General features: G+C 62.2%; 18 protein-coding genes. 7 read left to right on the top strand and 11 right to left on the bottom strand.

Translation table 11 applies throughout. From position 1 onward, the window contains the following. Positions 1–4 precede the first annotated feature (4 nt). The 8 genes from M1D89_RS20730 to M1D89_RS20765 are packed head-to-tail and all read right to left on the bottom strand — an operon-like array spanning position 5 to position 7,595. Entirely contained in the window at positions 5–994 is a 990-nt protein-coding gene (locus M1D89_RS20730) for an NAD(P)-dependent oxidoreductase (RefSeq protein WP_498646548.1), read from the bottom strand. A 27-nt stretch (positions 995–1,021) separates the two neighbouring features. Continuing rightward, complete coding sequence (locus tag M1D89_RS20735) at positions 1,022–2,539, bottom strand: aldehyde dehydrogenase (protein WP_498646550.1); 1,518 nt, start codon at positions 2,537–2,539, stop codon at positions 1,022–1,024. Between the two features lie 11 nt (positions 2,540–2,550). Then, entirely contained in the window at positions 2,551–3,654 is a 1,104-nt protein-coding gene (locus M1D89_RS20740) for a mandelate racemase/muconate lactonizing enzyme family protein (protein ID WP_498646552.1), read from the bottom strand. 5 nt (positions 3,655–3,659) lie between these two features. Then, complete coding sequence (fae, locus tag M1D89_RS20745; protein ID WP_498646554.1) at positions 3,660–4,169, bottom strand: formaldehyde-activating enzyme; 510 nt, start codon at positions 4,167–4,169, stop codon at positions 3,660–3,662. 2 nt (positions 4,170–4,171) lie between these two features. Continuing rightward, on the bottom strand, positions 4,172–5,107 hold the full coding sequence (locus tag M1D89_RS20750; protein WP_498646556.1) for a glycine betaine ABC transporter substrate-binding protein: 936 nt from the start codon (positions 5,105–5,107) through the stop codon (positions 4,172–4,174). A 28-nt stretch (positions 5,108–5,135) separates the two neighbouring features. Beyond that, a complete protein-coding gene (locus tag M1D89_RS20755; RefSeq protein ID WP_498646558.1) occupies positions 5,136–5,921 on the bottom strand; it encodes an ABC transporter permease in 786 nt (261 codons plus the stop codon). Continuing rightward, complete coding sequence (locus M1D89_RS20760; protein ID WP_498646560.1) at positions 5,918–6,937, bottom strand: ABC transporter ATP-binding protein; 1,020 nt, start codon at positions 6,935–6,937, stop codon at positions 5,918–5,920. The genes M1D89_RS20755 and M1D89_RS20760 overlap by 4 nt, the downstream gene beginning before the upstream one ends. Further along, entirely contained in the window at positions 6,930–7,595 is a 666-nt protein-coding gene (locus tag M1D89_RS20765) for an ABC transporter permease (protein WP_498646562.1), read from the bottom strand. Before M1D89_RS20765 ends, M1D89_RS20760 begins: the two co-directional genes overlap by 8 nt. Before the next feature lie 166 nt (positions 7,596–7,761). Between M1D89_RS20765 and M1D89_RS20770 the strand changes: the two genes are divergently transcribed. Further along, positions 7,762–8,670, top strand: coding sequence for an IclR family transcriptional regulator (locus M1D89_RS20770; protein ID WP_498646564.1), 909 nt, complete (start codon positions 7,762–7,764; stop codon positions 8,668–8,670). 30 nt (positions 8,671–8,700) lie between these two features. Here M1D89_RS20770 and M1D89_RS20775 read toward each other — a convergent pair whose 3' ends face one another. Further along, complete coding sequence (locus M1D89_RS20775; RefSeq protein ID WP_402936967.1) at positions 8,701–8,925, bottom strand: hypothetical protein; 225 nt, start codon at positions 8,923–8,925, stop codon at positions 8,701–8,703. 116 nt (positions 8,926–9,041) lie between these two features. Between M1D89_RS20775 and M1D89_RS20780 the strand changes: the two genes are divergently transcribed. The 4 genes from M1D89_RS20780 (at position 9,042) to M1D89_RS20795 (ending at position 11,520) form a co-directional block, all read left to right on the top strand. Further along, entirely contained in the window at positions 9,042–9,518 is a 477-nt protein-coding gene (locus tag M1D89_RS20780) for a MarR family winged helix-turn-helix transcriptional regulator (protein WP_498646566.1), read from the top strand. A gap of 79 nt (positions 9,519–9,597) precedes the next feature. Beyond that, a complete protein-coding gene (locus M1D89_RS20785) occupies positions 9,598–10,131 on the top strand; it encodes an SSI family serine proteinase inhibitor (RefSeq protein ID WP_498646568.1) in 534 nt (177 codons plus the stop codon). Then, positions 10,118–11,056, top strand: a complete 939-nt coding sequence (locus M1D89_RS20790; RefSeq protein WP_498646570.1) for a 3-methyladenine DNA glycosylase — start codon at positions 10,118–10,120, stop codon at positions 11,054–11,056. Before M1D89_RS20785 ends, M1D89_RS20790 begins: the two co-directional genes overlap by 14 nt. Positions 11,057–11,085: 29 nt before the next feature. Beyond that, positions 11,086–11,520 (top strand): serine protease inhibitor, encoded by a 435-nt coding sequence (locus M1D89_RS20795; protein WP_498646572.1) that lies wholly within the window; start codon positions 11,086–11,088, stop codon positions 11,518–11,520. Positions 11,521–11,534: 14 nt separating this feature from the next. On the opposite strand, the gene M1D89_RS20800 is transcribed toward M1D89_RS20795, so the two are convergent. Beyond that, entirely contained in the window at positions 11,535–11,957 is a 423-nt protein-coding gene (locus tag M1D89_RS20800; RefSeq protein WP_498646574.1) for a hypothetical protein, read from the bottom strand. Between the two features lie 129 nt (positions 11,958–12,086). Beyond that, positions 12,087–15,263 (bottom strand): S8 family serine peptidase, encoded by a 3,177-nt coding sequence (locus tag M1D89_RS20805; RefSeq protein WP_498646576.1) that lies wholly within the window; start codon positions 15,261–15,263, stop codon positions 12,087–12,089. 260 nt (positions 15,264–15,523) lie between these two features. Here M1D89_RS20805 and M1D89_RS20810 point away from each other — a divergent pair, with 260 nt between their 5' ends. Together M1D89_RS20810 and M1D89_RS20815 are read left to right on the top strand one after the other, a co-directional pair. Then, complete coding sequence (locus M1D89_RS20810; protein WP_498646578.1) at positions 15,524–16,462, top strand: phosphoglycerate dehydrogenase; 939 nt, start codon at positions 15,524–15,526, stop codon at positions 16,460–16,462. 128 nt (positions 16,463–16,590) lie between these two features. After that, positions 16,591–17,535 carry a manganese catalase family protein gene (locus M1D89_RS20815; protein WP_402936665.1) on the top strand — a complete coding sequence of 315 codons (945 nt, stop codon included), beginning with the start codon at positions 16,591–16,593 and terminating at the stop codon, positions 17,533–17,535. Positions 17,536–17,560: the final 25 nt, after the last annotated feature.

A 17,560-nucleotide genomic window follows, 5' to 3' on the forward strand; every position in this document is an offset into this window, starting at 1 on the left:
ACGTTCAAGCTCCTTCTCCGGCGATGCCGGCTACCGGCACTGCCGGTGTCCGCAACTGCACGCCAATGGCGTCTTCGTAAAGTTTCACGGGAGTCATCTCGCCGGCCTTGTCGCCATAGAGCGCCTTCGCCCGGCGGTAGAGCTGCTCCACAAGGCCAGACAACTCCATGGGCACACCCACCGAACGGGCGAGGTCCACGGATAGGCCGAGGTCCTTGCAGGCCAAGGCGATCGCGAAACCCTCGTCGTAGTCGCCGTGGTTCAGGATGGACAAGACATCGTTCTGGACGAAGTTGGAGTTAGCGGGACTGGCAATGAGCGCCTGCCGCAGGACCTCCAGGTCCACGCCCGCCTTGACTCCAGTACTGAGGACCTCTGCGGTGGCCACCAGGTGCGAGAACCACAGCTGGTTGATCATGAGCTTCACCGCGTAGCCGGCACCGTGGCCGCCGACGTGCAGTATCCGCTCGGGATCGCCCATCGCTTCGAACACGGGACGGAGGCGTTCCACGTCGGCCACCTCGCCGCCGATAAAGATCTGCAGCATGCCATTCGCGGCGCCGACGGACATGCCGCTGACAGGTGCATCCAGGACGCGGATGCCCCGGACCGCGCCCGCTTCGCGAACCCGGTTGGCCACCTCCGGAACCGAGGTGGACATGTCCACCCAGGTGCCGCCGTCGGGCAGCCCGGCAAGAATGCCGCCAGGTCCCGTAGCGACGGTCTCCACATGCTTGGGCGTGGGGAGCATGGTGATGACGACGTCGGAGCGGGCGGCGACTGCCGCTGCATCGTCCGCCCACTCCGCGCCGTTGGCGAGGAGCTCGGCGGCGGATTCCTTGCGGACGTCGTTGACGATCAGCTGGAAGCCGGCGACCTGAAGGTTGCGTGTCATGCCCGAGCCCATGTTGCCGAGGCCGATGAAGCCGATGCGGGCGGTGCCAGACGTGAGGGGTTGTATTTCCGTGACGGAAACGTGGGTTGTTGCAGTCATATGGAGTCTCAATTCAGGCTGGGTGGTTCAGTCGTCCAAGGCAGCGTCGCCCAGGTTGATCCAGGTTGTTTTCAGTGCGGAGTAAGCGTCCAGGGCGTGCAGGGAACGGTCCCTGCCGAACCCGGATTCCTTGAAGCCGCCGAAGGGCGTGATGATGTCCGCGACGTCGAAGGTGTTCACCCAGACCGTGCCGGCGCGCAGTTCGCGCGCGGCGGCGTGCGCCTTGGTGATGTCCTGCGTCCACACGCTGGCGGCCAGTCCGTATTTGGTGTCGTTGGCCATCCGGATGCCCTCGGCTGCGCCGCGGAACGTTGACACTGCCAGTACCGGCCCGAAGATCTCTTCCTGGCCAATACGGCCGGCGTTATTGACCCGGTCCAGGACCGTGGGTTCCAGGTAGTAGCCATTCTCGACGCCGGCGGGGTGGACTTGGGTGCCGCCGCTGGTCACTGCAATGCCCTCGGCTTCTGCGACGGCGTAGTACCGGAGGATGCTCTCAAGCTGCCGGTCATCGATGATCGCGCCGATCTGGGTGGCTGGATCCAGCGGGTCGCCGAGCTGCAGCGACTGCCCCACCTTGATGACCTCTTCGAGCAACTCCTCGTGGACGCGTTCGTCCACGAGGAGCCGTGATCCTCCATGGCAGGTCTGTCCGGCGTTATAGAAGATCCCCCAGGCCACGGCCGACGCGCACGCGGCGATGTCGCCGACGTCGTGAAGAACCACCTGTGGCGACTTGCCGCCGAGCTCCAGCGCCACTTGCTTGCCGTTCGATTCGGAGGCGTAGCGCTGGAAGTACCGGCCAACCTCGGGTGAGCCCGTAAAGGTGATCTTGTCCACGAGTGCGTGTCGGCCCAAGGCGGCTCCCGCAACGTGGCCGAGGCCGGGGACGACGTTGAACACACCATTCGGCACGCCAGCCTCAGTGGCGAGTTCGGCCAGGCGCAACGCACTCAGGCTGGTTTGCTCCGATGGCTTGAGGACCACCGAGTTCCCGGCTGCGAGGGCTGGAGCCACCTTCCAGGCCGTGATGATCAGCGGGTAATTCCACGGAACCACGGCGCCGATCACGCCCAGCGGTTCCCTGGAAATGACCGCCAGGGCATTGCGAGGGGTGGGTGCGACGTCGTCGTAAACCTTGTCCAAAGCCTCCGCGTACCAGCGGAAGGTCCGCGCGCAGCTGGGGACGTCAACGGCTAGCGCGTCGCTGATCGGGTGGCCGGCATCCGAAGACTCCAGGAGTGCAAGTTCCTCGAGATTTTCCAGGATGAGGTCCGAGAGACGGGTGAGGACGGCTTGCCGGTGCCTGCGGTCCGTCCTTGCCCACACGCCGCTTTCAAATGCACGGTGGGCTGCCTGGACGGCGTCGTCCACGTCTTGCTCCCCTGCTGCCGATACGTGTGCTGTGACGGAGCCATCCCTTGGGGAAACAGTGGGGAACGTTTCGCCGCTGCGTGCAGCGCGGGAACCGCCGTCGATATACAGTCCCGTGGCCGGCTGCTGGGCCGCCGCCCGCTGGATCCAGTCATTCTTTGTTGTTGCCATGATGGGTTTCCTTAGACCGAGTACTTCTTGACGGCGTCATAATCTATGTCGGCGCCCAGGCCCGGCAGGTCGGGCACGCGGAGCGCGCCATCGTCGTCGATGTCCAGCGGCTCCATGAAGAAGTCGCGGCGCTCAGGGGTCCAGCCTGGCGGGTCATAGGGGAATTCCAAGTATGGCCCCGCGTCCACGCCCGCGGCCACGTGCAGGTTAGCCAGCAAGCCCAGGCCGTTGCTCCACGTATGCGGCGTGAAAAAGCGGTGCTTGAGGTTTGCCGTTTCGGCGACTTGGCGGGCGCGGTACATGCCAACTGCCAGGGCGACGTCGGGCTGGTAGATGTCGTAGGCATCGGCTTCGATGAGGGCCATCATTTCCGGCATGCTGCGGACCATTTCGCCGCCCGAGACCTGGATCCCGGTCTGCTCGCGGACACGCTGCGCCCCCTTGATGTCGGCCTGTGGAAGCGGCTCTTCAAGCCAGCGGACGTCCAGTTCAGCCAGCTGGGCCGCCAGCCGGTGGACCTTGGCGAGTTCCAATGCGGGTTCGATGTCCCCGCTCATGCGCCACATCTGGTTGAGGTCAACCATCAGGTCGAATTCCTTGCCCACGGCTTCCCTGGCAGCGCGGACGGACTCCACGCCTTGATCCAGGTGGTCCCGGGAGATGCGGATCTTCATGGCTTTGAAGCCGCGTTCCTTCGCGGCGAGTGCAGACTCTGCCCTGGCAGCTGGAGCCTTGAGTTCGCCGGAGGAGGCATAGGCAACCAAGCGATCTTGGGCTCCACCGAAGAGCGTTGCTACCGGGAGCCCGGCAACTTTACCAATGATGTCCCACAAGGCCGCTTCGAGGGGCCAATACCGGCCGCCGTGGAAGTTAATGGTTTCGATCCGGCGAACCTGGTTGAGGATGGCCATGGGGTCGGTTCCGATGAACAGATGCTCATAGGCTTCAAAGCCGTCCATGGTGTCGCCGGAGCCTACGCCGGTGATGCCTTCGTCAGTTTCCACCTCCACCAGTGTTGCCGGGAATGACGTGCGGGGCTCAGGATCCCAGGCGGCATTGAACGGCGGGTCCAGCGGCAGGACCATGCGGGTCAGCCGGATTGCGGTGATCTTCATTGCTGTCAGCCTCGCGGAGTGAAGAAGGGGTTGGACGGGGAGTTGCGTGCCTCGACCACTTCTGCCGTGGACGGGAGGTTCTTGGCCCCGTTCTCCAAAGCAGTCCGGACCGACTCACGGTTATTGCGGTAGACGGCGTCGTCATCATCCGCGTTGGGGTTCACCCACACGGCTGCGATCAGCGCATGTGAATCAGCCTGCTCGTCTGTGAGGATGCCGTCGGCGACAGCATCTGCCACGCCTGCAGCGATTCCTGCCTGCGCGGCGCCCCAGATCAGGTTTCCGTGCTGGTCATTGGCTGGCGCGGACTTGGTCACGAAGAGCGTCATCGGCTTCACCGGCAGCGAGGGCCGGAGGACGGCCACGAACGGAACATGGCCGGCGCTCGGTGATGCCAATGCCGTGGCCCAGGCGGTTCCGGCAGGGCCGCCCCGGTGCCCCAGGACCGTATTCACATGCGCAGCGTTGACGCCGTCCCCGATGAAGGACTCGCCGATCTGAAGCTGTTCAGTCATTCTCAAATCAGTCCTTCGGATTCGAGCCATTCCTTGGCAATATCTTCCGGGTCTTCGCCGTCAACGTCAGCTTTGGCGTTCAGTTGCTGCATGACCTCGGTGGTGAGCTTCGGGGAGACCTTGGCCATGATCTCCGCGATGGCCGGGTACTTGGCAAGGATGTCGGCCTTGATGGTGAGTGCTCCCTGGTAGATAGGGAAGAATTTCTTGTCATCTTCCATGACCTGGAGCTTCAGCGCGGGAATGCGACCGTCCGTTTCAAAGACTTCGCCGAAGTTGCAGTCCTGGCCCTTGTGGGTGGCGGTGTAGATAACGCCGGTGTCCAGCATGGAAACCTTGGCGTCCGGGCTCAACCCGTACTCCTTGCTCAAGCCCGGCCAGCCGTCGTCGCGGGTTGAGAATTCACTTTCCACGCAAAAGGTCTGCTCGCTTGCCGGAAGCTTGGCCACGTCCGAGAGGCTCTTGATGCCGAGCTCCTTGGCCTTGTCCTCGCGAATGGCGAAGGCATAGGTGTTGTTCAGGGGTGCTGGGTCCAGCCAGGCGATGCCCTTCTTTGCGTCTGCGTCCTTGACTGCTTTGAACATCTCCGCCTTGTCCTTAATAGGAGTGGTCTGTTTGTTGTAGGTGATCCAGGACGTGCCGGTGTACTCCCAATAGCCGGCGAACTGGCCGGTCTCGAAAGCCGTGCGGACATTAGCCGAACCCACCACGCTGGTGTTGGTGGTGGTGTCTGCGCCGTGGGCGTTCAGGACTTGGCTGGTGATGTGGGAGAGGATGAACTGCTCCGAGAAGTCCTTGGCACCGAACACGCCGGTGAGTCCTTCGAGTTCGTTGCTTCCGCCTTCGCTTGAGCTGGAGGAGGCTGAACCGCCGCAGGCGGTGAGGCTGATGGCCACGGCCACGCCGGTGGCCAGGAGGGTCATTGCACGTTTCTTCATGATGTTTGTCCTTGGGTAAGTAGGAAAGTCAGATGCCTTTGGGCTTGAGCAGGTCTTCAGCGAGGCCTGCCAGCCAGTCGATGGTGAGTGCGATGCAGGAGACCACAACGGCTCCGGTGATGAGGACAGGCCAGCGCTGGAGCTTCAAGCCGTTGACGATCATGTCGCCCAGGCCGCCGGCATTGATGAAAGTGGCCACTGCGGCGACGCCGACGCAGAACACCAGCGCAGTCCTCAGCCCGGCAATGATCACCGGGACGGCCAAAGGGAGTTCGATCCGGGCAAGCACTTCCAGCGGTCGCATACCCATGCCCTTGGCAGCTTCCGTAAGGCTGGAGTCAACCTGTTGAAGTCCCACCAGGGTGTTCCGGAGGACAGGAAGGACCGAGTAGGCCACTAGTCCCACCAGCGCCACCTCAAAGCCGGTCTTCCACACAATGGCCAGGAGGATCACCAGGCCAATGGCGGGAGTCGCCTGCCCTACGTTGGCTATCCCGAACACCACGGCGTGGACTGCCTTGGAATGCACGCGGCTCAGTGCGATGCCGGCAGGGATAGCAATCACTGACACGATCGCGGATGCCGTGACCGTCAGCAGGAGGTGTTCCCTGGTGCGATCAGCAAGGTAGTCCCAGTTGAGGGTGCGCAGCTCGATCGAATCAAGGGTGAGCGAGGAGATCCAGAGGAACAGGGCCAGCAACGCTCCGACAATGATCAGCGGCGTTCCGAACCGCTTGAAGGAGAAGTACTTGCCCTTGCGGCTTGAAGCCGTGCCGAACGACGTTGCCAGGTCCCGCGTTGCCTGTGCAGTCATGGCCGCACTCCCCCGGCAAGGGCTGGCGGAAGGATTTCGGCGCCAAGGACCGCGGAAATTCGTTCGATATCGATGGTTCCCACACTTCTGCCGTCCTGGTCCAGGACCGCGACAGGAAGGCCGCCCGAGAGCACCAAGGCGTCCAAGGCGTCCCGCAGGGAGTCAGCCACGCCAATGGTCATGGCAGTTTGTCCCCCGGAGGGTCCCAGCGTCGCGTGGCCTACGGGGATGAGCCCAAGCCGTTTGAGGGCGGCGCCATGTCCGACGAATTGGGACACGTAATCATTGGCGGGGTTGGCCAGAATGTTCGCCGGGGTGTCGAACTGCTCGATCTGCGAACGTTCTGACAGCACGGCGATTCTGTCTCCGAGGCGCACAGCTTCATCGAAGTCATGGGTGACGAACACGATGGTTTTGCTCAGCTTCTCCTGCAACCGCAGGAATTCGCTTTGCAACTTCTCCCGGGTGATGGGGTCGGTGGCACCGAAGGGCTCGTCCATGAGCATCACGGGCGGATCTGCCGCCAAGGCCCGCGCAACACCAACGCGCTGCTGCTGCCCGCCGGACAGTTGGCGCGGGTAGCGGGAGGCGAACGTCCTGGGGTCAAGCTCGACGACGGACAGCAGCTCTTCGACGCGGTCCCGCGTACGCTTCTTATCCCAGCCCAGGAGCTTAGGAACCACCGAGATGTTCTCCGCGATGGTCATATGCGGGAAGAGACCGATCTGCTGGATGACGTAGCCGATCCGGCGCCGAAGCTCGTTGGGGTTGAGGGACAGGACGTCCTCACCGTCAATGGTGATGGAGCCCGAGCTCGGTTCGATAATCCGGTTGATCATCTTCATGGTGGTGGTCTTTCCACAGCCGGACGGACCCACAAACATGATCAACTCACCTGGTGCGATGTCCATGGAAAAGGATTCGACTGCGGGAATCACCTGACCAGGGTAGGTCTTGGTGACGTCCTTGAGGACGATCCGGGCCCCGGCAGCGGAACGGGTTGTTGTATCAGACACGAAGTCCCCTTGAGGTAGTTACGCGGCGGATGAGCACGAACGCGCCATCCAGCAGCAGGGCAAGGACAATGACACCGACGGTTCCGACGACGGCGAAGTTCAGGGCGTTCTTTGATCCAAGACTCGAAAGGCCTTTGAAAATCATTTCGCCGAGACCCGGTCCGCCCACGTAGGCAGCGATTGCTGCGATACCCATGGAAAGCTGCGCGGAAACCCGGACACCGGTGAGCACCACAGGCCAAGCCATAGGCAGTTGCACGCGAAACAGCGTCTTTACGGTGCCCATGCCCATGCCAAGTGCAGATTCGGATACGGCCGACGGTACTTCACGCAGCCCCACCACCGTGTTGCGGATGATGGGGAGCAGTGCGTAGAAGGCCAGACCCACAACGGTGGGAGTCCAGCCGAGTCCCAGCACGGGGATAAGAAGTGCCAGGAGCGCCATGGACGGGATGGTCAGGCCAACACCGGCGCCCGCGATTGCCATCGAGCGGCTGATGGGCCTGTTCCATACAAGGACACCGACCCCCACACCGATGACCGTTGCAATTAGCAGCGAAACCAAGACGACCGCCAGGTGCTGGGCGGCAGATTCGGCGATGTCTGCCGATCTCTTGGCGAGGAATTGTCCAAGATCGGACAGGAAAGTGTCGTTCAACGTGATCCTCCTTTTCACTTCATTGGGGTAAGGATCGAGGCCCATCTCCGTGAGCCATGACACAACCGTAGAAGCATAGTTCCCTTTTGCGCAATAAGTGTTGTTGAAATGTCAACGCATCAGCGGTTAGGATCGGAGCGTTATCGGAACAACCAAGGAGACAGCCGTGAATGGAACACCCTCCCCCAGGCGGAATTCCTCCGGTCTCCGCCGGGATTTGGAACTCCTGGAGATTCTTGGCTCGCAGGAGGCCGTGGCTGGCAACGGGCTGGGCGTGAGCAAGGTTGCCGAGATTACCGGGCGGGACAAAGCGCAAGTATCCAGGACACTCGCCACCTTGGCGGAAGCGGGCCTGGTCAGCAGGGACCCGGAGAGCCTGCTTTACACCCTCGGGCACAGCCTCTACGCACTGGCTGCCCGGACTACCGAAGCGCGAATGGTCAGCGCTTCGGCCCAGTACCTCAAGCGCGTGTCAGCAGCTACGCATGAGACCACTCACCTGTGTGTCCTGCGCGGCGGAACGGTCCTGACCCTCAAGAGCGAGATGTCCAACCACACCTACAGGGCATTGGGCTGGGAAGGAGTCAGTGTTGACGCATGGAGCACGTCCGCGGGGAGGGTGCTGGTGAGCGACTGGGATGACGCCGCGCTGAAGGATTGGTACGACACGCACACAGCGGAAGCCAAGTCAGGGGTACGGCCCGATCGACAGGACCTCTCACCTTTGGCACTCCAAGCGGGTCAAAGCCCGTCATCAGGGGAGCTCAAGTCCAAGATCCAAACGTTCGAGGATCTTCGCGCCGAGATCAATCTCATCCGTCGGCAGGGCTACGCAGTGGTGGATGAAGAATTTGAGCTCGGCGTTGTGGGCGTCTCAGCCCCCGTGTACGACTTCAAGCAGCGTGTGGTTGCAGCATTCAACGTCAGCGCCCCCAAGCAGCGTTTCGGACGGCACTTAGATCAAGCGGGCGTGCTGGCGGCGAAGGTTGCCCGGGACTTCTCCATGGCACTCGGTGCTTCGGCCAACGCCGAGATGGCATATAACGCCAATGTTTCCCAAAAACATGGGCATTAAGTGCCAACTCGGCGGGAGGGAGAGGTGCGCCTACCGCAGCGACTTGTCCTCCGGATTGCGGGGCACTACATAGGTGCTGCCATCGGGCCGGCGGAGTGTTTCCCACTGCTGGGTCTCAGCCTGGCGCTGCGCAAGCAACTTCCGATTGGCCTCGGTCATCTCATGGTCGAGCGAGCTGCTGTGAGCGGGTCCGAAAATTACACGGAACTTACCTGTCGCGCGCATGAATTTCCGTGTGAAGGATTCCTTGGCCACGCGGATCGACTCCTCTTTTAGGCGGTTCAGTAACTCCATAGTACGCTAATCATTAGTGCACTAACTAATCGGCAAGTGTGAGCTAATAAATCAGGCAGCAAGCACAGGAGGCAGCCATGACAGCCATTGATGAGTCCACTCAAGAGACCGACGATCTCCTTCTGGAACGCCAGCTGTGCTTCGCCCTGACCGTGGCCTCGCGCAGTGTTGTAGGCGTCTACAAGCCAGTGCTGGAGCGGCTCGGGCTTACACATCCCCAGTACCTGGTGATGCTTGCGCTCTGGGAACGAAGCCCCCGCACGCTGAAGGACATCAGCGATAGCCTGCTCCATGAGCCCGCCACCCTCTCCCCGCTGCTCAGGCGCCTGGAGGAAGCTGAGTTGATTACCCGCGAGCGCGTGCCTGGCAATGAACGCGCACTGGCGGTCAAGCTGACGGATAAGGGCGCCGCCCTTCGGGAGCAGGCCACCGCCGTTCCGGGCCAGATCCGCGAGCGCCTGCAACTCACCCGCGAAGAAGTAGCTGAACTCCATCAGGCCATGACCGGGCTGATCGCCGCCACGCAGCAGAAACCCGTCGGTGCAACTCGCTAGCCAAGCCCACAGCCTCGGTGGTGTCCTTGAAGCGAGCACCAAAAGTGCCACGTAAAATGGATGCAACCTAGGAGACTCAATGCGCATGCGATTTGTTCGGCCCTTACTGGCAGTATTGGCCATCGCCGGCCTCGCCGCATGCTCAGGCACCCCCAGCCCCGGTTCAACCAACAGCCCAACTGAAGCGCCGACGTCGTCGGCCACTTCAAGCAGCAGCCCAAGCAGCTCCCCCAGCAAAACCGCAGCTCCCAGCGCGTCAGCAGCCACCGGCGCAGGCAATGCCGAACTCTCCATCACGCTCGTTGAAACTCCCGAGTCCGCTCCCCAGGCCTTCACGCTCGTCTGCACGAATGGCGTGCCCGCCGCAGAAAGCAGTCACCCGACGGCGGCCGAGGCCTGCACAGCACTCAAGAACGGCCCCTCCCTCCTGAGCCCCGCACCAATGCAAACGGACCAGGCCTGCACCATGCAGTACGGTGGCCCCGCAACGGCTAAAGTGACCGGTTCATTGGACGGCAAGGAAGTCAACGCCTCCTTCAAGCGGACGGATGGCTGTCAGATCGCCCTATGGGACGCCGCGAAGAGCGTCCTCGGATCAGATGGCGGCCTCTAGGCTTCGGCACCTCCCCCAAGAGCAATGGCTCGGGCTGGAGGCAGCCCACCATGCACGCGTCGCGCGTTACGCAGTGCCCTATCTGGCGCGTCGTTCAGCCGGTAAGAAACACCCCGTGGAGGACTTCCTCTTCACCTACTACACGCAGAAGCCGGGCCAGTTGCAGCGTTGGCATCCCGGCGACGGCGTGGTCCTCAGCGGCGAGCGCGCCTTGGAGCGCGTCACCTGGAAGTTCTACAGAGCGCTCGACGACGCCGAACTCGCCTCTGTGGGGCTGGCTCCAGGCACGCCTGCGGTCACCTTTGAGCGGGCCGGCTTCCTTGCCGACCGCGCCGAAGCTGTCCGCTTCGCGGGAATCATCCTCGCAGGCACGGCGAAGCGACCGGCACAGTTTGGGTGCTTTGGCCTGCATGAATGGGCCATGGTGTACCGGCAGGAAAAGTTTGAGCTGCGGCACGAATACCTGAAGCTGAGGCTTGGGGGCGAGGGCACGGATGCTGTTGTTGAAGAGAACCGCATCCGCTGCTCGCACTTTGACGCCTTCCGGTTCTACACACCTGATGCCACCTCGCTGAATGAACTCACGCCCACCCGCGAGAACCAGCGCACCATGGAGCAGCCGGGTTGCCTGCACGCCAACATGGACCTCTATAAGTGGGCTTACAAGCTAACGCCCGCCCTGCCGAGCGGGCTGGTGATGGACTGCTTCGAGTTGTCATGGCGGATCCGCACCATGGACATGCAGGCATCCCCCTACGATCTTGAAGAATGGGGCTATCCGCCCATCAGGATTGAGACACCGCAGGGCAAGGCCGAGTACGTTGAATACCAGCGGGCTTTCGCGGCCGAATCCCAGGAGTTGCGGGCCCGCGTGCTCCAGGCAGTAGGACCGCTCTTGGATGAGCTGAGCGGTTTGGCTGCCTGAGCACCCGCCGCCACCAGCGAAAGGTAACCATGGTTTCCGCAGATAATAGCCACGCAGACAAGTCAGGCACTGATAAGAACGGCACAGATAAGAGCGGGTACGACGTCGACCTGACGGTCACGCTGACGGAGGCACCTGGCGCTGAAAGCCGGCTCTTCCACCTCCGGTCCGCGGCAGGCATCCTGTCGCCTGACCCTGACACGCTGGAATCGAACTTGCCTGATGCAGCTGCGGCGCTGGCCGCCGTCGAGCAGTTCGGTGAGGAAGTCTTCTTTCCCGAGCCTCGGCCGGACCGGATCTGCACGCAGCAGTATGGCGGCCCACAGGTAGCTGTGGTCACTGGGTGGTTCCGCGGACGCGAGGTCCACAGCCAATTCAGTAGGACTGATGGTTGCGAGATTGCACGCTGGAAGACCTTGGCCGCGTTGCTGGGCAATACCGGAGGCTCAACCGGCGCTGTGTAGGGACGGTTGCCCTCTCAGCGTCCGGAACCCCCGTAGATCAGACCAGAGATCAGCACGGCCACCCAGAACAGGATGTTGACGCAGGACAGCACCAAAACGATCCACCCGGCCACCTTCCCAAAGGTGGCCGGTACGCCGTTGGCTTCTGCACGGCCTGCATTGCGTATGGCCAGGGGCCCAAACACGATGCCGAGGAAAAAGATGCCGATGATGGCATAGGTGGTGGCCTTGGACTTGAAGTTGGCGCCTTCGAGGTCCGGAAAGTAGAAGGGCGGGCCATCCTGCAGCCCATACGGCTGAGGATAAGTGGCCTGGGGATAGGGCTGTTGACCGTACGGCTGCTGCGGGTATGAAGGCTGAGGGTATGGCTGTCCGGAGAAGGCGGGCTGCCCGTTCAACTGGTGCTCGGGTTGTGGTTCGGATCCTGGCTGTGACATGCCGGCCTCTCATTGCGAAATCGTCTGGTGCGAACTCATCTGGTGGGAACTGCATCGAACCTATCACCGGAAACAGCAGTGGCCGGTGGGAAACCCACCGGCCACTGCTGTTACTGAATCAAGAAATCCTTAGCCGGCGTTGTTGCTCTGTGTCGGCTCATCGGCGCGGATCTTGCCGCCGTGCTTCTTGTCTTTCTTGTCCTTCTTGGGGTCTTCCTCGTCCGGAACCACTACGGTTCCGCCGGGGCTGACCAGGACGGTGACGAAGCTCGGCTCACTGGTTCCTGCGAAGGTCAGTCGACCAATGTAGGAGCCAGGCTCCAGGTTCTTCCAGTTCAGCGAGATCTGGCCCGTCTTGCCGTTGGCAAGGCGGATCGGATTCGGCGTCACGGTGGCGTTGCCCTGGTTGGCACCCAGGACGGCGGCATCAACAGTGGCCTTGGTGGGCAGGTTGTTGGGGCTCGCGTACAGGTTGGCGTACACGTAGTAGTCGCCGGCCGCCGGGTTGGGAACGGACAGGGTTTCGCTGGCAGACGCCGTCGCGGCAGGCAGCTGCTGCCCTGACGGGGTAACCACCAGCATGTCGAAGTCCGCGGCCTCGTTGGAAGAGATCACCGAGAATTTGGCAAGCGCACTGTTCGCGCCAACGGTCACCTTCTTCACATAGTTGGACGCATTGGTTTCGCCCGCGAACGGGCCGGGGACCAGTTCGACTGCCGAGGAATCCGCTTTGGAAAGGCCATCAACGGTGACGCCTACCGGCAGGTTGGTGCCGGAGGTGATGTTGATGGTTCCGGAGCCGTTGGGGCCTGTTCCCGTGAACGTCAGCGCCTTGTCCGCGATGACGGACTGCGGCCGGACGGCGATCGGCGAGGTGACGGTCTTGTTGGCACCCTGCCAGTTCAGCGAACCCATGGCGAACTTGCCAAGTTCGCCATTCCTGTTTTCGAACTGCACCTTGAACGTCTTTTTCTCACCGGGAGCGCCAAAGGTCAGCACGGACGGTGTGACCTTGACATTGACACCCGGAACGTTGGCCGATGCACGGTACGTTCCCGGAGTCAGGGCAGTCAGGGTACGGGTGACCTCCACTTTGCCTGCGAGGTTGCCCAGCGCGAAGGAGGGAACGTTCATGTCCCGCGCCTGCGTGGTGCCCAGCCCTTCCATGCCCAGATCCATGCCTGTGCCCTGGATGAACTTCAGGTAGTCCTCGGTGGTGGCGTCGTACACCAGGCCCGGCGAGAGGACCTTGGCCGGATCCACCTGTCCGGCGCCTGTGGCGAAGACATCCTTGTTGATGGCGCCGTTGGCCAGCTTGACCGGACCGGCGGTGGTCATCATGGCGGACTTCACGGTGGCCGGGGACCACTGCGGGTTCTTGGCCAGGATCAGGGCGCCGAAACCGGCTACGTGCGGGGAAGCCATGGACGTTCCTGAGAGGAAACCGAAGTTATCTCCACTGGTTCCGATGGGCGAAACACCTGCGAGGATAGCGACGCCGGGAGCGGACACGTCAGGCTTCAACAGGTCTGAGTCGGTAGCAAGCAGCGGACCACGCGAGGAGAATCCTGCGATCTGCGGCTGTGCCTCAGCGGGCAGGCCCGTGGTGTCGCGGTTCAGCAGGGACACGGTGATGGCCGGGTTGGCCGTGACCTTGTCCTTGATGGTCTGAGTGGCGGGCGGGTTCACGTGGACGGTGGGAATGACGTGCTTGTCAGTGTCCAGGGATGAATCGGTCAGGTTCACCAGGATCATGCCGACGCCACCGCCGCGAAGGACCTCAGCGCTCTTGGCGGTGCGGTCAACAACACCACGGTCACAAACAACAACCTTGCCGGCTACCTTGGCCGGGTCCAGCGAGCCCGGAGCACAAAGCGCCGCGTTGCCTTCACCGCTTGCAGCGTTGGTGGAAAGCACGACGCCGGCCCCACTCACCTCACGGTTCATGATGCTCGCTCCGCGGAACTTGCTGCCATCGGAGAACTCAACAGTGCCCTGAAGCTCCTGCGAGAAGGACGTCGCGGCTACCGTGGTCAGCCATGGTGCTCCGTGGTTTACCGTGCTGGCGGTCGGTCCGGAGTTGCCGGCCGAGGTTGCCACGAAGATCCCTGCGGAAGCTGCCGACAGGAAGGCCAGCGAGACGGGATCGGTGGTGGACGTGGTTGAACCCGAGATGGAGTAGTTCAGCACATCCACACCGTCCAGAATGGCCTGCTCGATCGCGTCCACAGAGGCGGAGCCGTAGCAGCCACCCGTGGCAGGATCCGTGTCTTCCCAGCAGACTTTGTAGACGGCGAGCTTGGCGGCGGGTGCGATGCCGCTGGTGGTTCCGAAGCTGCGGCCATCCACTACAGCGTCAACATTGGCGTTGCCCGCTGCCGTGCTGGCTGTGTGGGTGCCGTGGCTGTCCACGTCGACGGGGGAAATGACCTCTTCCGGAGCGCGGTTTTCCGGCGGAACGGTTTCCAGGAAGGCGTCAGCGAAGTAGTGGGTGCTAAGAACCTTGGAGTTGCAGGCGCTGCCATCGTAGTCGGCACCCGTGTCGGTACCGGGCTGGCATTCGCCGACGAAAGTATCGCCGTCGGCCTTCAGCATTGCGATCTTGCCGTCAGCGGTACGGTACGGGACGCCTACCTGGGCGTTGCCCACCAACGGGCCAACAGGCTCGCCCGCGAAGAAGGGGTTGGACGGGGTGTAACCGGTGTCGATCACGCCAACAACGGTGCCCTTGCCGGCGTTGTCCTGTCCGCCGTACTGGGTAGCCCAGGTTCCGTTGGGACCGCTGAGCTTGAGGAAGTCGGTGGTGGAGTAGTCCGGAGCGTACTGCGTATCCGGTGCCACCATGAGGACCTTGGGGTCCTTGGCAAGGTTGATCGCCTGGTCTGCCGTCAGGTTGGCACTGAAGCCGTTGACAGCGGTGGTGAAGTCACGCTGGATGGTGACGTTTTCCTGCTGTGCAACTTCCTGTTGCTTCTGCTGCAGGTGCTGCTGGTATTCCTTCACCTCGGCGCTGTCGGCGTCGAGCTTCTTGCCTTCTTCGGGCTTGGTGGGAGCAAGCCCGGCCGTGCCGCCGTCGTACGTCGCTGCAGGCTTTTCGGCCAGGACCACCATGTAGCGGCCGTCCTTGTAGGCGCTGGGGTCAAGGTTCTTCTTGGCCACGCCTGCAACATTCCCTGGCGTCTCCGGGGCGGGAGCGGCCCGGGCCGGCATCGCCATCGACGAGAGCAGCAACGGCAGGCCAACGGCCAGCGCCGCAGCCTTTCGAAGTCCCCCGCTTCTGACGAAGCTCTTTCCTTGTGATTTCACGAGTGGTTGCACCTTTCACTGAGGGAGGTCCGGGCTCCATCGCCCAGGCCTGTCAACTTTTAGTTGGTTGAACCTTTGACAGTTCCTGTCAAAGCCGCGCAACCAGCCGAGTCACAGAGTACCTAGTGATAGCCGAATATGACATACAGCACATTTCAAGTTTTTTGTCTTGTCACGGAAGCGGTGATTTATTACAGAACCAAGGGTGCGGCGGTAGCCTCAAGTGCGTACCGCCCAGCCACTTACGCAACGGAGCCGCTGTGAAAATCCTTGTCCCCGACACCATCAAATTGGACCTCTCCGCACTGGAGGACGAGACCTTCGTGTATCAGGTGGACAAGCCCATTCCCAGCGAGCACCGCGACGCGGAGGTGCTGGTGGTTTGGCGGAACACCTCTGACAACCTGGCCGATGCAGCCAAGGAAATGCGCCAGCTCAGGCTGGTTCAGACGCTCGCAGCCGGTCCGGATTCGGTGCTGGCAGCGGGCTTTGGGGACAACGTGGCCATCACCTCCGGCCGCTCCCTTCACGACGGCCCCGTGGCAGAACACGCTCTGGCCCTGATTTTGGCGGCGGTGCGCCGCATGGATCAGTTGATGGAGTCCCAGAAAGGCTCCACCTGGAACCAGCCATATAACGCCGCCCAGTCCGCACCCGACACTGAGCAGCTTTACACGCTCGACGGCGCCAACGTCACCGTTTGGGGCTTCGGTTCCATCGCGGGGCGGCTGGCTCCCCTGCTGGACGCTTTGGGCGCGAACGTCACCGGCGTCGCGAGCTCCAAGGGTGAGCGATATGGCTTCCCCGTGGTGGCGGACGACGAATTCCCGGAAGTCCTGCGCACCACCGACGTCCTGGTCTCGATCCTGCCGGCGACCCCGGAAACCGCGGATGCCCTGAACGAAGACATCCTCAAAGCCCTCCCGAATACGGCCATCTTTGTGAATGTAGGGCGCGGCGCCACCGTGGACGAGAACGCCCTGCTCGCGGCACTGGAAGAAGGCAGGCTGCGCGTCGCCGCCCTCGACGTCACCAAGGAAGAACCGCTGCCCGCCGACTCCAAACTGTGGGGCGCACCGAACCTGATCATCACGCCCCACGTTGCGGGTAACCGCCCTAAGGGCGCCGCCAAGCTCGTGCTGGCCAACATCACGGGGCTCAAGGAAGGGTCAGCGCTGACCAACCAGGTTGCAGGCTAACGCCTGGCAATCAAATCGATATTTTCATTGCCTCCAAATAGTAAGCATGCTTATGGTGGGTGGGTCCGGGGTGGCCAGCAGAGGGTTTCCATCCCAAACACGGAGCATGAACAACGTGAGGAATCGCAATGTACCTGCACACCCAACTTCTCATCAACGAAATCGCCGCTGACGAGCCCGATCCCGCCGCAGCAAACGCCCTCCAGGAAGGCCTCGGCGGACAATTCGGTGAGATGCGCACCATGATGCAATACCTGTTCCAGAGCATGAACTTCCGCGGCGACCCCGCTTCCAAGCCCTACAAGGACCTCCTTCAGGGCATCGGAACCGAAGAGATCAGCCACGTGGAACTCATTGGAACCACCATTTCCCAGCTCCTTGACGGCTCACCGCGATATCAAGGCAAGAAGACCGACCCTGTGGATGAGCCGGGAGCCAAGGGCGCCACACCATTGAACATCGCACTGGACCACAGCAACATCCACCACTATCTGGTGGGCGCACAGGGCGCATTGCCCGTGGATGCCGCCGGCAACCCGTGGAGCGGTTCGTACGTCTACAACAGCGGCAACCTGGTCCTGGACCTGCTGTACAACCTGATGCTGGAATCCACCGGCAGGCTACAGAAGTGCCGCATTTACGAAATGACGGAGAACAAGACAGCCCGCTCCACCATCGCGTACCTGATCGTGCGAGACCAGGCCCACGAGAATGCTTACGCCAAGGCACTGGAAAGCCTGGGCGTAAACTGGGGCAAGGTACTTCCCATCCCGAAGACCAACGCTGAGCAGTTCCCGGAAGTCAAGAAGCTTTTGGACAAGGGCCTGCAGAGCATCCAGTACACCTTCAGCGCGGACAACTTGAGCGAAGCCGGCAAACTTTTCCGTGGAGCTTCCCCGTCCAACGATGGCACCGAGCTAACCACCGATGTCATGCCCGACGGCTTCCCGATGACCATGTCGCCGGAGCGCAAGGAAGAGTTTGCGCCGGGGCTGGACCCCGAACTCCTGGCACTGATCCAGGCCGTGGCAGAGCAGGAATTGCAGGACGCGAACAATCCCAAGGGCGGCTAGCACAGGGGTAAGCGCATGGAAAAGC

The sequence above is a fragment of the Arthrobacter sp. D3-18 genome (assembly GCF_054408525.1).